The organism is Ruegeria sp. MALMAid1280 (genome assembly GCF_049195285.1).
Lineage (GTDB): Bacteria > Pseudomonadota > Alphaproteobacteria > Rhodobacterales > Rhodobacteraceae > Ruegeria.
In genome coordinates this window covers 98,719-111,738 of record NZ_JBMIRT010000057.1, presented here as the reverse complement: position 1 = coordinate 111,738, position 13,020 = coordinate 98,719, and the positions used below count along the sequence as shown (strand labels likewise).

Here is a 13,020-nt window from a genome sequence, read left to right as displayed (position 1 = left end):
CAAATTTCCTTAACCCAGACCGCAAATCTGCTGATTTGACGCGGTGTTCAAAACCGCTAATTTTCGCCAAATCCATTCCCCGAGGCCCGAATGCCGCAATCTGCTCGCCTGCTGAACCCGATCCTGATCGTTGGATGTATCATCATCGCGGTCAGTTTCGCCGTGCGCGCCTCATTCGGGGTGTTCCAGATCCCGATTGCCAGCGAGTTTGGCTGGCTGCGCACCGATTTTTCGCTGGCGATTGCGATCCAGAACCTCGCCTGGGGGATCGGGCAACCGATCTTTGCCGCGATCGCCGAAAAGGTCGGGGACCGCAAGGCGATCATTCTGGGCGCGCTGACCTACGCCGCCGGGATGGTGCTGTCGGCCTGGTCGGTCACGCCGTTTGGTCACCAGATGTATGCTTGGCTGGTGGGCTTCGGCATCGCGGGCACCGGGTTCGGCGTGGTGCTGGCCGTGGTTGGGCGCGCATCGTCGGACAAGAACCGCTCGATGTCTCTGGCCATTGTGACGGCGGCGGGCAGTTTCGGTCAGGTGATCGGTGCACCAACGGCCGAGTGGCTGCTGACCTTCCTGCCATGGCAACAGGTTTTCATCGTTTTCGCCGCCGCAATCCTTGCCCTGGTGCTGACGCTGCCCTTCATGCGCGCGCCGCAGCCGGTCAGCAAGGCGGAACTGGAAGAGAGCATGAGCCAAATATTAGGTCGCGCCTTCCGTGACCCGTCTTACGCCATGATCTTTCTGGGCTTTTTCAGCTGCGGTTATCAACTGGCCTTCATCACCGCGCATTTCCCCGCCTTCGTGACCGAGATGTGCGGCCCGATCCAGCCCGGCGGCGTTCTGCATTCGCTGGGCATCACAACCACATCCGCCTTGGGCGCCGTGGCCATCTCGTTGGTGGGATTGGCCAATATCGCCGGTACGCTTCTGGCAGGCTGGGCGGGCAACCATTTCCCCAAGAAATACTTGCTGGCAGCCATTTATACTGGCCGCACTCTTGCGGCCGCCGTCTTCATCATCATGCCGATCACCCCGATGTCGGTCATCGTGTTCTCAATCGTCATGGGCTCGCTCTGGCTGGCCACAGTTCCGCTGACCTCGGGCCTCGTCGCGCATCTCTATGGGCTGCGCTACATGGGCACGCTCTATGGCTTTATCTTCCTCAGCCACCAGATCGGAGGCTTCCTCGGAGTCTGGCTGGGCGGTCGTATGTATGACGTCTACGGCGACTATACGATGGTCTGGTGGATCGGTGTGGCCGTCGGCGCCTTCAGCGCCATCGTCCACCTGCCCATCCGCGAGAACAGACCTCAGATGGCCGTCGCCTGATCACGTCTGGTATTTGCTGATAATGTACTGGCTGGTCATCAGGTCCAGATGCGCCCCGCCGCCATTCTTGAACAGCGTGATCGCGGTTGGATCGGGGGCAAACCGGTCCAGATTGTAGTAGTCGGCCACCAAGTCGCCATGCGTGATCACGCCCTTTTCAATCGGTATCTTGATCTCACCAATATGATCAACGGTCGAATCAAAGCTGTCCATGTAGATACGGGCGCGTTGCAGCGCCAGGTCTTCGGCCTCGCGCATTTCGGGCCGAAAGGCGCCGACAAGATTCAGATGCTGACCCGGGCGCAACCATTCGCCCTTGATGAAAGGCTGGGTGCTCATTGTGGCGGTTACGATAACGTCGGCCCGATCCACCGCATCGGCCAGATCATATTCAACGTCGACGTGTTCCAGCTTCGCGGCCAAAGCCTCGGCGTTGGAATTCGTCCGGTTCCACAACCGAATTGCGGCCTGCGGGAAGCCGGCGGCAAAAGCTTCGCACAGGGATTCGGCAACCGGGCCCGCGCCGACAATCAGAATGTCGCGGCTGTCCGGGTTGGCCAGCCGCAGCGCACCCAGCAGACTATCCGCCGCGGTCTTCCACTTGGTCACCAGGAAAAAGTCGACCAGCGCCGCCAATCGCCCATCTGCGTCGTCATAAACGCATACAGACCCATCGATCGCAGGACGCCCGGCCTGCACATTGCCCGGAAAAATGGTGGTGGATTTCACGGCGATGCCCAACCCATCGACCCAGGCAGACCGCGACAGGAGCGTATCCGCGCCGCGATACAGGAACGTATCTTCTATCTGAGCCTTGGGCCATTGATGTCCTTCGGCGATGGCACGGGTCAGTTCCAACCAGTCCAGATTTGCCTCTCCGTCAGCAAACGGGATCTGTAGCACATTCACCGCGCCTCATCCTCGGTCAACAGGCCCTCGGCGACCAGGCGGTCTGCCCAACCTTGCGGGTCAGTGAAGTGATGCGTCTGCCACCCGCGCGCCCGCGCCGTTTCGATATTGTCGATCCGGTCATCCGCGAACAGAAGAGCCCCGGGTGCGACCCCACAATCAGCCTCGACCATTTCATAGATCGGAACATGCGGTTTTACCGCCTTCATACGACCCGAGACATAGTGGCGATCGAATTCGTTCAGGAACGGATAGACCGTGGTGGCATAGTCGAAATTCTGCACCCCGAAATTGGTCAACGCGAAAACCGGGACATTCCTGGCGCGTAAGGCCCGCTGTAGGCGAACCGAGTGCGGGATTTCTGGTGCGGCTAGCTCGATCCACTTGTCATGCCACATGCGAATCTCGTCGCGCCAATCGGGGTATTTCTCGGCCCAGTCATAGATCGTGTCGGTGAAATGATGCCCCTGATCCACCAGATCGTTCATCCCGTGCAGATCGACCTCGGCGAACATGGCACGGCGGCGCTCTTCCCCGATCACCTTGTCGTAATAGCGTTCGGGCTGCCATTCGATCAGAACGTTCCCGATGTCGAAAATCACGGCTTCAATCGGCATGATGTGCCCCTGTCAAAACAATCCAGCTAGCGCCGACTGAACCAATCCCCGCCCGGATTTACAAGGGCCGAACCGCAGCGCGCAGCGCTGCCCGGCCCAACCGGAGGAGGCGCATCTTTGATGCGTCTCTGACGGGCGGGAGGGTTACGCCCGCAGGGCTGACCTGAGTTCCCGCTCCAGCGCATCCAGAAACCGAGACCGATCTGCCTTGCCAAAGGGTTTGCCACCACCGCCAGCCCCCAACGGGTTGGCCGCCCGCAGATCGGCCATCAAGTCGCGCATCGCCAGTTGTTGGCCGATGTTGGTCGCCGTGAACGCCTCACCATTGGGGCGCAGCACCCGCGCTCCGGCCTCGACACATTTCGCAGCCAAGGGAATGTCCGAGGTCACCACCACATCCCCAAGCCCGCAGCGTTCCGCGATCCACTTGTCCGCCTCGTCCGCGCCTTCCGCCACGATGACGACCTGCACCAGAGGATTCGCCGATGGCCGCAGCCCGCCATTCGAGACCAGGGCCATCGGCACCTTGTGCCGACTCGCCACGCGCTCGGCCTCGGCCTTTACCGGGCAGGCATCACCATCGACATAGAGCGTGGTCACGCCTTCTTGACCTGTTTCTTCGCAGGCTCGGCGGAAGTCTTGCGCACCTTGAACTCTTCGGGGATCGGCATCCGGTTGAATGCGTCCAGACCCGCGATCTTGTAGGCCTCGGCCAGCGTAGGATAGTTAAACGTGTTCTGCACGAAGTAGTCCACCGTACCCTTCAGGTTCAGCACCGCCTGCGCGATGTGGATCAGCTCGGTCGCGCCTTCGCCGACAATCTGCACTCCAAGAACCCGGCGGGTTTTCAGCGAGAACAGCATCTTCAGCATGCCGTGCTCCAACCCCATAATGTGCCCGCGCGAGGTTTCGCGGAACCGCGCCACACCGACCTCATAGGGAATACCGCGTTCCTGCAACTCTTCCTCGGACATGCCGCAGGTGGAGATCTCGGGCACCGAGTAGATGCCGTAGGGATACCACGGGCTTTCGGGCAGAGTGGGCGTCTCCAGCGCGTGACAGGCGGCGACGCGGCCTTGCTGCAGCGAGGTCGAGGCCAGCGACGGGTGCCCGATCACATCACCTGTGGCGTAGATATGCGGTACAGCCGTCTGATAGGTCTTGCGATCCACCTTGATCCGGTTGCGGTGATCCGTTTCCAGCCCGACGGCATCGAGATTCAGCCGGGACGTTGCGCCCATCCGCCCAGCAGCAAACAGCAACATCTCGGCCCGGACATGACGGCCATTTTCCAACGTCAATTCGACATGAGCGCCCGCATCTTCGATCCTTTCGACCGCAGACCCCAACCGCAGGTCAACGCCGTTTTCGCGGATCTGGTGGGTGAAATCATGAATCAGGCGGCTGTCAATGAAATCGAGGAACGTTTCGCGCGGCTCAACCAGCGTTACCCGGACATCCAGCGCCGAAAACATGGTGGCATATTCCACCCCGATCACCCCGGCCCCGATCACGACCAGCGAGCGTGGGATTTCGGCCATTTCCAGAAACTCATCTCCGTCCACGATCGTCTTGCCGTTGAAGGGCACATATTCCGGGCGATAGGTCTTGGTTCCCGTCGCGATCAGGAACTTGGCCGCCGTCAGGCGCGTGGTTTCTCCGGCATCCGTCGCGACCTCAACCTCATGCGGGCCGGTGAATTTGGCCAGCCCGTCCAGCGTTTCCACGTGATTGCGGTTGAACTGGTGCTCTAGCACGTCGACCTCGTGGTCCAGCGTCATGTGCAGGCGCGCCTTGAGGTCCTCGGCGCGGATCTGATCCTTGACCCGGTAGGAGCGGCCGTAAAAGCTGCGCTCGCGCCAGCCGGACAGGTTCAGCACCGTTTCGCGCAGGGTCTTGGACGGGATCGTTCCGGTATGCACCGACACGCCACCGAACCGGTCCTTGCGGTCAATCACCAGAACCCGGCGTTTTAGCTTACCCGCCTGAATCGCCGCCGAACGCCCCGAAGGCCCGGACCCGATGATAATCAGGTCATAGTCGTATTTGCTCATGCCTCAGTCCCCGTACAGTGCTTCGGCGTGGAAGGTGATGTGGTCTTCCATGAAGGTCGACACAAAGAAGTATGAATGGTCATAACCGGGCTGCAGACGATAGGTGGCCTGTTGGCGACGTTCGGCAATTGCTTGCGCCAGTGCCTCGGGGCGCAGAAGATCGATGAACTGGTCATTTGCGCCGGTGTCGATCAGGATGGGGCCGTCGAAGCCCTTTTCCTTCATCATCACCGATGCGTCATGCTTGGCCCACGCGGCCTCATCCCCGCCCAGATAGGCGCTGAGTTGCTTGCGCCCCCAATCCGCCCCGGTCGGGTTCGAAATCGGCGCAAAGGCCGAGACAGACCGGAACCGCCCCGGCAGGTTCATCGCCAGCGTCAGCGCGCCGTGCCCACCCATCGAGTGGCCGGTGACGGCCTGACGGTCCATGTCGATGGCAAAGTTTTCAGCCAGCAGGGCTGGCAGTTCCTCGGCCACGTAGTCCCACATGTTGAAATGCGGCGCCCAAGGGGTTTGCGTTGCGTTCACATAAAACCCCGCGCCCTGGCCCAGATCGTAATCTTCGTGATCCGCCACGCCCTCGCCACGCGGCGAGGTGTCTGGGAACACCACGGCGATGCCCTGTTCCGCCGCCCAGGCCTGCGCGCCGGCCTTGGTCATGGCGTTTTCGTGGGTGCAGGTCAGGCCGGACAGGTACCACAGAACCGGAACCGGGCCATCCTTGGCTTCGGCGGGAAGAAACAGGCCGAAAGTCATGTCGCATTGGCAGGCTGCGGAGGTATGGCGGTAAACGCCCTGCACGCCGCCAAAACAGGCGTTTTCCGAAAGGGTTTCCATCTGGCAGAGTCCTTTGCTTTGGGTCGCGACATGGCTAACCCTCCAACGACGCGGCGTAAAGCCCGCGTGCCTTCGGCGAGAGTATTTTTTAAAAGATGAAGCTCAGAGTGTTGCGACCCAGGCGATCACAACTGGCACGGTCAGGATGCTGGCCGCCGTGGACAGCAGGATGGCGGCGGATGCCCGATGCGGGGCCACGCCGTAGTGGGCGGCCAGCATATAGACATTCCCCGCCACCGGCAGAGCCGCTGCTGAAATGGCGACCGCAGCCGGAAACGCAGCCACCGGGATCAACCAAAGCAGCACCACGGCAACACAGGCCGGATGGATGACCAGTTTGCAAAAGCTCAACCAGGCGGCGACCTGCACGCGTTCGGCCGACTTGGAAGCCAGCGAAGCGCCGATTGCAAACAGCGCCCCCGGTGTAGCGGCCCCGCCCAAAATAGTCAGAAAGTCGTTCAGAGGCCCCGGAACCGGCACCTGAAACGCCGACCACAACATCCCGGCGGAAATTGACACGATCATCGGGTTCTTGATCAATCCCAGCCCGATCAACCGCAGAGTCGCAGGTGTCAGCCGCCCGTCGCGCCCGGCATTGATCAAAATCACGATCAGAGATGAAAACACCACCAGATCGACCGTCAAAACCAGCATCACCGGTCCAATGGCGGCCTCGGACAACAGCAGGGCCAGCATCGGCAGGCCCAGAAAGCCGACATTGCCGATGGCGGCGCATTGGGCCTCGACCGCGGCGGTGGGAATGTCGAGCCCCCGCATCCAGGCCACCAGTGTCGCCAGCACATATACAACGACCGTGCCCAGCAAATAGCCCATGACAAGGCGGCCGTTGAAAATCTCGGCAAAGGGCAGGGTGGCGGCAAAACGGAACAGCATCGCCGACAGCGCAAAGAAGAACACGAATTTGGTCAAGTAGGCCGTTGCTTCTTCGGTAAAAAACCGGCTGCGCCCGGCCCAGTATCCCAGGCCGATAATCGCAAAAAACGGAAGCGTGCGTAGAAAGATATCGACCATGGCCAGAGTGTTAGCATTGTTTGACGGCGCGGCAAGCGTTTAGCTAACGCAGTCATCAAGCACTAGGTTCTGACGGGATAATGAACGGATTTCACCACGTCCCACCCGTGGAAGTAACGCGAATCGTTGTATCTGAACCGAACGGTTTATAGTTTTAGGGGATCATTCAACCAAGGAGTGCCCATGACAGAGACAGCCGCCATCCTTCGTACGGGTCGCAAATTCGATCAGGTTTTGCATGGCGCCCGAGAGGTTTTCATGGCGGATGGGTTCGAAGGTGCAAGCGTCGATGACATCGCGCGCGTCGCCGGTGTGTCCAAGGCAACGCTCTACAGCTATTTCCCCGACAAACGGCTGCTGTTCATGGAAGTCGCGCAGACCGAGTGCAAACGTCTGGCCGAAAACGTCATCTCGATGATCGATGATTCCAAACCGGCGCGCGAAGTCCTCACGATCACCGCCACGCAACTGACCGCCTTTCTGGTGTCGGATTTCTCGCAACAGGTCTTTCGGATCTGCGTGGCCGAACGTGACCGGTTCCCCGAGCTGGGCATGGCGTTTTTCGAAGCCGGGCCTCAGAACGGCCAGCGCCACATGGTCGAATATCTGGAAAAGGCGGTCCAAAAGGGTGAGCTGGCCATCGAGGACGTCCAGATCGCGGCGGAACAATTCTCGGAATTGTGCAAGGTGCGTATCTGGACCAAGGCGGCTTTGGGCATCCAGACCAGTTTCAGCGAGCCGGAAATCGACGCAATTGCCCTGCAGGCTGTGGACATGTTCATGGCCCGCTACGGGGTCTGATCAAGATTTGGGCACACGCACGGGCATTTGCCTAAAGCAAGGCCAATCAAACTGTTGATGTTTGACAGCTGTACTGGAAAACCATCAGGCGGATACAGCGAAGGCCCTGTGAATCTTGACCAGTGCGAACACCAGCTTTTCCCGCCGACTGACCGATCTGCGCGGTCAGATCTATCCTGATCATGACCAAGCCGAACTGGCCAATGAAATCACCGAGGCCTTTTGGCGTGCGGGGACGCGCCGGCGCAAACCGGGCAACAAGATATGGTCAGCGAAAGACAGCGACCTGATCGACACCGTGCGGCGGATCGGCGGGCTGGTGTCGATGCGGGCACTGCCGGACGGGCGCGAGGAGCCCTATGAGCGGAACTGCAGGTATTTCGAGGCGATGTCCCAGACCTTCCAAGGTCCCGATCAATACCATCTGGCCCGGTTCATCTGTTCCCAGACCATCGTCATGTCACTTGAGGGCATACCCTCCTTCTACATCCACTCTCTGCTTGCCACGCCCAACGATCACGAGGCCGTGGAACGGCGCGGCATGAACCGGGCGATCAACCGGCACCACTGGCATTACCCTGATCTGTTGGCCCGGCTGGCCGATCCGGGCTCCAATCAGGCAATGGTGTTGTCGGAATTGTCCCGCCGCCTGCGCCCGCGGGCGCGGCAATCGGCGTTCCATCCCAATGCAACGCAGTTCACCCTTCGTCTGGACGACCGTGTCTTTGGCATCTGGCGACAGAGCCTGAACCGCATCCAGTCGATCTTTGCGCCGCACAACGTTTCGGCCGAACCGGTCCATGTCAGCCCTGCCGAGATCAACATGATCGCCGAGGAGGTCTGGACCGATGCGCTGACCGGAGAAATCCTTGCCACCAACGGCCCCGATATCGTGTTGGCGCCGTTTCAGTGCCGCTGGATCACGAACGCGGCGTGAATTGCGCCAATTCTTCGGACACCGCCGCTTTTAAACGCGACAAGAATTCAGGGTCCGCCGAATGCACGCGGTTCCATGTCGGGATGAAGGGCGTCTCGTGCGGGTTATTGAGGAAAACCTGACCGGCGCGGATGATGTTTTCGGAAAATATTTCGATGGGCTTCTCTTCCTTGTGTCGGCCCATTTCCAGCCCGTTCATCTTGGCGTCGGAGTAGTAGTCCTACAAAAGGTCAAGTGCTGAACGGTAGTAGGTGGCCTTGAGCGTGCGGAAGGTGTTGGGTGTGACCACGGCGCCATCAGCCGCCAGCTTGCGGAAGATCGCCTTGCAGATATCGGTGGACATGCGCGACAGTGCCGGGTCTTCCAGTTCGGAATAAAGGCGCAGCAGAATCAGGGTGATCTTGCGCGTTTCTGCCTAAACCAAAATCTCATGCGCCAGTTGACCAGCCGGTCTGCTGCGCAGGTTGCGCAGGGTGGTGACGTTTCGTTCCGGTGAAAATCTGCCATGTCTGAAGCCTTTTCCGGGTCAGAGCCCTGCCGTCAGCGTCAGAATCGCTGCGGACCAGCCGCGCGGGCCGCTGTTAGTTGTTCTGAGAATCCGCGCCTCGGCTTGGGGCGGGAAGCGGGGGATGGAGGGGCCCGTCCGGATTGGCGATGATCACACCCTGATCGGTCGCGCGGATCATTTCGCTGTCATTGGGCGCATCACCCAGAGCCAAGGTACGGGCAGGTGTCAGATGGCCGATAATATCCTTCATCGCATCCGCTTTGGTCTTGCCGCAGGAAAGGGTTAGAAACCGCCCTCCGTGCCGAGCATTTAGCGCCGCACCGGCAACAGCCGAAAGGAACGCCTGCAAACCGTCTTCCGAACCGGTCCAAAGCCCCGGCTCACTGAACCTGCGCTGCTTGGCGAGGGCGGCCTGTTCAAGGCTCAAACCGGTTTTCTGCGCCACTTCCTGATCGGTCAGATCAACAAAGCCCACGAAACCAGGCGGCAAGGTGCTAAGCATGGACCGAAGGCGCTGATAGCAATCACCACCCTCTTCAATCGCATTGGGCCAAAGCACCCCGGCCCCGTTTTCGACGATGGCGGGCCTATGGGTCAGGCCCATGTCCTGCTGCAACGGCCGTATTTTTGCAGCTGTCTTGCTGCTGGCCAAAACCAGCCCTGCGCCCAGTTCCTTCAGACGGGCCAGCCCCGGTCTGGCCGCTTCGCAGCCATAATCGAGGTGGTCCAATAACGTGCCATCCGGATCGGAAAACACCAGAACGGGCAGGGCAGGGGCGGCGGCATTGATCATTTCCATCAAAGTAGAAATCTGCCGATGCGCGATGTAGATCCGTGCCGACGAAAACTCCGCCAAACCGAATGCCTGTGCCCATTTATTAGGCACAGGCGACCGAACTCATTCGATGAACGTTCTGGCCAGCCGGTCGCTGATCGGTTGCGACAGATAGCTGATCACCGCACGTTCGCCGGTATTGACGAACAGATCGGCAGGCATACCGGGCACCAGTTCCAGCGCGGCTACGTCCTGCGGTTGCTCGACATCCAGCTTGACCCGCGCTTTGTAGTAAGGCTCTCCAGTACGTTCATCCTCAAGCGCATCCGCCGAAATGTCGAATATCCGACCAGTGGCCTCGGGCACATCCGCCTGCGCAAAAGCCGAGAGACGGATGCGGGTGGACTGACCGATCCGCAGCTTGTCTATGTCTCCGGTCTTGACCCGCGCCTCGACGATAAGCGCCTGATCGGCGGGAACGATATCCATGATCGGCTCACCCGGGCGGATCACACCTCCGATGGTCGATACACCAAGGTTCACGACCCGCCCGCTGGTGGTCGCCAGAACCCGTGTCCGCTTCAGGCGTTTCAGAGTCCCGGCAAATTGCGGACGAACCAGATCAAGCTGAGCCTCAACCACAGCCAGTTCCCCGGCGAGGACCTCATCGCGCAGTTTGTTCTGGCTGAGCAGCGACAGCTCCAATTCCCGCATCTGATCCTCGGCCTGCGCGATCTGGGTGCGCAACGAGGCGTCTACCCCGCCAAGCCGTTCCAGTTCGATTTGCCGTGTACTGACCCGCGTCACGGCCACCAAACCCTTGGCCAACAAGGCTTGCAGGTTGGTCAGTTCGGTCCGCGTGATCTCTTGCTGGTTCTGAGCGGCCTTTCGTTGCTCGTTCAGGCCCGCGATCTGATTGCGCAGCCCGGTGATGCGTTGCGCATTGATCTGTGCCTCGGTCCGGCGGGCTCTCGCCTCGGCGTCGAACAGTTGCTTTTGCGTCAAGTACGGGGACACCCAGTGCAAACGCTCCATCCCTTCGCGGAACCCGGACAAAGCGGTGGCCTCGTCAAATTCGGCCTGCCCGCTCATCTGCGCCAACAGGCGCGCACGGCGGACGGACAATTCGCCAAGCTGGCTGCCTTGCACGCTGAGATCGACGTCGATCTCGGTCGTGTCGAGCTGCACCAGAGGCTGCCCGGCCTCAACGAACTGCCCGTCTGCCACCAGAATGGACTGGATGATACCGCCATCCAGATGCTCGACCGTCTTGCGGTCACCTTCCACCACGAAAGAGGCGGGCGCAACGACTGCCCCGTCCAGCTTCGAGGCGAAAGCCCAATAGGCGCTGCCCCCAACGAACACCGCCAGAGTGAACAGACCAAACAGCACATACCGCCCGATGCTTGAGGACGTATCGGCGATCTCCTGCAACTGCGCCTCGTGGAAACCGACAGCGTTGCGGGAAGGTTTATACTTGATCAGGTCCGTCATTGGGCCGCTCCTGCGATCTGAGTTTCATTTGCCGGGCGTTGAGCAGTCTGCAGCACGTTACGGCTGTTCACCTTCAACACGTCCTGTTTGTCGCCAAACTGTGTCTGGCTGCCATTGCGCAGAACCAGTACCTTGTTGGCGGCCTGCAACGTTGCCGGGCGATGGGTCATCACGATCGCAATCGCGCGCCGTTCGTGAACGGCCAGCAGCGCGTCACGCAGGGCCTGCTCGCCCTCGGCATCCAGATCCGAGTTCGGTTCATCCAGAACCAGTACAAACGGATCGCCATACAGCGCCCGCGCCAGAGCCAACCTCTGACGCTGACCGCCGGACAGAAAGAACCCCTGACCGATCCGGGTTTCGTAGCCATCAGGCAAGCTGCTGATCAATTCATGTACACCGGCTTCCCGGGCCGCGCGCAGCACTTTGGCATCGTCGATGGCCGTTGAAAACCGGCCAATGTTTTCGCGAATGGTGCCGTCGAACAGCTCTACATCCTGCGGCAGGTAACCGATCTGATTGCCCAGATCTTCGGCGTTCCATTTCGACAAAGGGCTGCCATCCAGCAAAACCTCGCCCCGTTGCGGATGCCAGATGCCGGCCAGCATCTTGCCCAAGGTGGTCTTGCCCGACCCGCTCTGGCCGATGACGGCCAAAATGTCACCGGCTGTCAGGCTGAAATCGATCCCGCGCAGCGTCGCCCTCAATGCCCGCGGGGGTGCCGCCTGCGCGATACGGACGTCCATAGATTTGAACGCACGCGGCAGATGCAGGTTGGGCAGTGTTTCGGCAAAATCCTCGGTCAGCCGTTTGATCTTGCTGTACGATCCGCGCGCAGCCAAAAACGAGCGCCACTGGCCGATCAACTGATCGATCGGAGCCAGCGCACGGGCCAGAACGATGGTCGCGGCGATCATCACACCTGCGGTGGACTCTCCGGTGATCGCCAACGCAGCACCAAGGCCCAGAGCCGCAGATTGCAGCCCCATTCGAATAGTCTTGGACATCACCGAAAAGCTGGCAATCCGATCTGCGGCGCGGGTTTTGTGGTTATGCGCGTCCGCCTGCAGGGCCGTCCAGCGACGCAACAGATCGCCTTTCATTCCCAGCGCGCGAACAACTTCGGCGTTTCTGTCCCCGGTCTTGAACAAAGCATCTGAACGTCCGCGCGCCTGCGATGCTTGCCGCATCGGTTCACGGGCGCGGGTGTTGTTGATCAGCGCCATTGTGGTCAGGGTGAGTGCCCCGGCTAGGCCCAACAGTCCCAGAAACGGGTGCAGAACATATAGCACCAACAGGTAAATCGGTATCCACGGCGCATCGAAGAAAGCGGTCAGAGTTGTGCCCGAAATGAACTCGCGAAAGCCGTTCACATCCTCAACCAGGTTTTCTCCGGCCTCGCTTTCACCCTGCACCCGACGTTGCATGGCGGCACCAAGAACGGGTGCGCCCACGCTCAGCTCGAACCGGGCGGCCAGACGGCAAAGGATGCGCATCCGCATCAGGTCAAGGCAGGCGATTACGACAAAAACCCCAGCCAGCAGCAGCGACAGGGCAATCAGAGTGTCGGCGTTTTGACTGGTCAGCACGCGGTCGTAAACCTGTAGCATATACAGCGGTCCGGCCAGCATCAGAAGGTTCAGAAACAGGCTGAAGACCGCAACCGCAACAAAGCCTTTACGCAGCGACCCCCAGGCGGATTTGACGGGATTGGTGTTCTGGAACAT

General features: G+C 60.3%; 11 protein-coding genes and 2 pseudogenes. 3 read left to right on the top strand and 10 right to left on the bottom strand.

The window, feature by feature from the left end; all coding sequences use genetic code 11:
• The first annotated feature begins 90 nt into the window (after window positions 1-90).
• Window positions 91-1,329: an MFS transporter gene (locus tag ACOQFT_RS16195; protein ID WP_421598924.1), complete on the top strand. Its 1,239-nt coding sequence runs from the start codon at window positions 91-93 to the stop codon at window positions 1,327-1,329.
• Here ACOQFT_RS16195 and ACOQFT_RS16190 read toward each other — a convergent pair whose 3' ends face one another.
• The 6 genes from ACOQFT_RS16190 to ACOQFT_RS16165 form a co-directional block, all read right to left on the bottom strand.
• Window positions 1,330-2,238: an ornithine cyclodeaminase family protein gene (locus tag ACOQFT_RS16190; RefSeq protein ID WP_421598923.1), complete on the bottom strand. Its 909-nt coding sequence runs from the start codon at window positions 2,236-2,238 to the stop codon at window positions 1,330-1,332. It lies immediately after the preceding gene.
• Complete coding sequence (locus tag ACOQFT_RS16185) at window positions 2,235-2,855, bottom strand: HAD family hydrolase (protein ID WP_421598922.1); 621 nt, start codon at window positions 2,853-2,855, stop codon at window positions 2,235-2,237. The genes ACOQFT_RS16190 and ACOQFT_RS16185 overlap by 4 nt, the downstream gene beginning before the upstream one ends.
• 144 nt (window positions 2,856-2,999) lie before the next feature.
• On the bottom strand, window positions 3,000-3,455 hold the full coding sequence (locus ACOQFT_RS16180) for a YaiI/YqxD family protein (RefSeq protein WP_421598921.1): 456 nt from the start codon (window positions 3,453-3,455) through the stop codon (window positions 3,000-3,002).
• Window positions 3,452-4,909: a Si-specific NAD(P)(+) transhydrogenase gene (gene sthA, locus ACOQFT_RS16175; protein WP_421598920.1), complete on the bottom strand. Its 1,458-nt coding sequence runs from the start codon at window positions 4,907-4,909 to the stop codon at window positions 3,452-3,454. Before sthA ends, ACOQFT_RS16180 begins: the two co-directional genes overlap by 4 nt.
• Window positions 4,910-4,912: 3 nt before the next feature.
• Window positions 4,913-5,746, bottom strand: a complete 834-nt coding sequence (gene fghA / locus ACOQFT_RS16170; protein ID WP_421598918.1) for an S-formylglutathione hydrolase — start codon at window positions 5,744-5,746, stop codon at window positions 4,913-4,915.
• 102 nt (window positions 5,747-5,848) lie between these two features.
• A complete protein-coding gene (locus tag ACOQFT_RS16165) occupies window positions 5,849-6,778 on the bottom strand; it encodes an AEC family transporter (RefSeq protein ID WP_421598916.1) in 930 nt (309 codons plus the stop codon).
• 183 nt (window positions 6,779-6,961) lie between these two features.
• On the opposite strand from ACOQFT_RS16165, the gene ACOQFT_RS16160 reads away from it, so the two are divergent.
• The gene (locus tag ACOQFT_RS16160; protein WP_421598915.1) at window positions 6,962-7,579 is read left to right on the top strand and encodes a TetR/AcrR family transcriptional regulator; all 618 of its coding nucleotides are present in this window, start codon (window positions 6,962-6,964) and stop codon (window positions 7,577-7,579) included.
• Window positions 7,580-7,865: 286 nt separating this feature from the next.
• A pseudogene (locus tag ACOQFT_RS16155) lies at window positions 7,866-8,516 on the top strand (alpha-amylase); the annotation flags it as partial.
• Here the strand turns inward: ACOQFT_RS16155 and ACOQFT_RS16150 are convergent.
• The 4 genes and pseudogenes from ACOQFT_RS16150 to ACOQFT_RS16135 form a co-directional block, all read right to left on the bottom strand.
• Window positions 8,500-8,868: pseudogene (locus tag ACOQFT_RS16150) on the bottom strand (glycosyl transferase); the annotation flags it as partial. The pseudogenes ACOQFT_RS16155 and ACOQFT_RS16150 overlap by 17 nt on opposite strands.
• A 229-nt stretch (window positions 8,869-9,097) precedes the next feature.
• On the bottom strand, window positions 9,098-9,823 hold the full coding sequence (locus tag ACOQFT_RS16145; RefSeq protein ID WP_421598914.1) for an HAD-IIB family hydrolase: 726 nt from the start codon (window positions 9,821-9,823) through the stop codon (window positions 9,098-9,100).
• A 99-nt stretch (window positions 9,824-9,922) separates the two neighbouring features.
• The gene (locus ACOQFT_RS16140) at window positions 9,923-11,293 is read right to left on the bottom strand and encodes an HlyD family type I secretion periplasmic adaptor subunit (RefSeq protein ID WP_421598913.1); all 1,371 of its coding nucleotides are present in this window, start codon (window positions 11,291-11,293) and stop codon (window positions 9,923-9,925) included.
• The gene (locus ACOQFT_RS16135) at window positions 11,290-13,020 is read right to left on the bottom strand and encodes a type I secretion system permease/ATPase (protein WP_421598912.1); all 1,731 of its coding nucleotides are present in this window, start codon (window positions 13,018-13,020) and stop codon (window positions 11,290-11,292) included. The genes ACOQFT_RS16140 and ACOQFT_RS16135 overlap by 4 nt, the downstream gene beginning before the upstream one ends.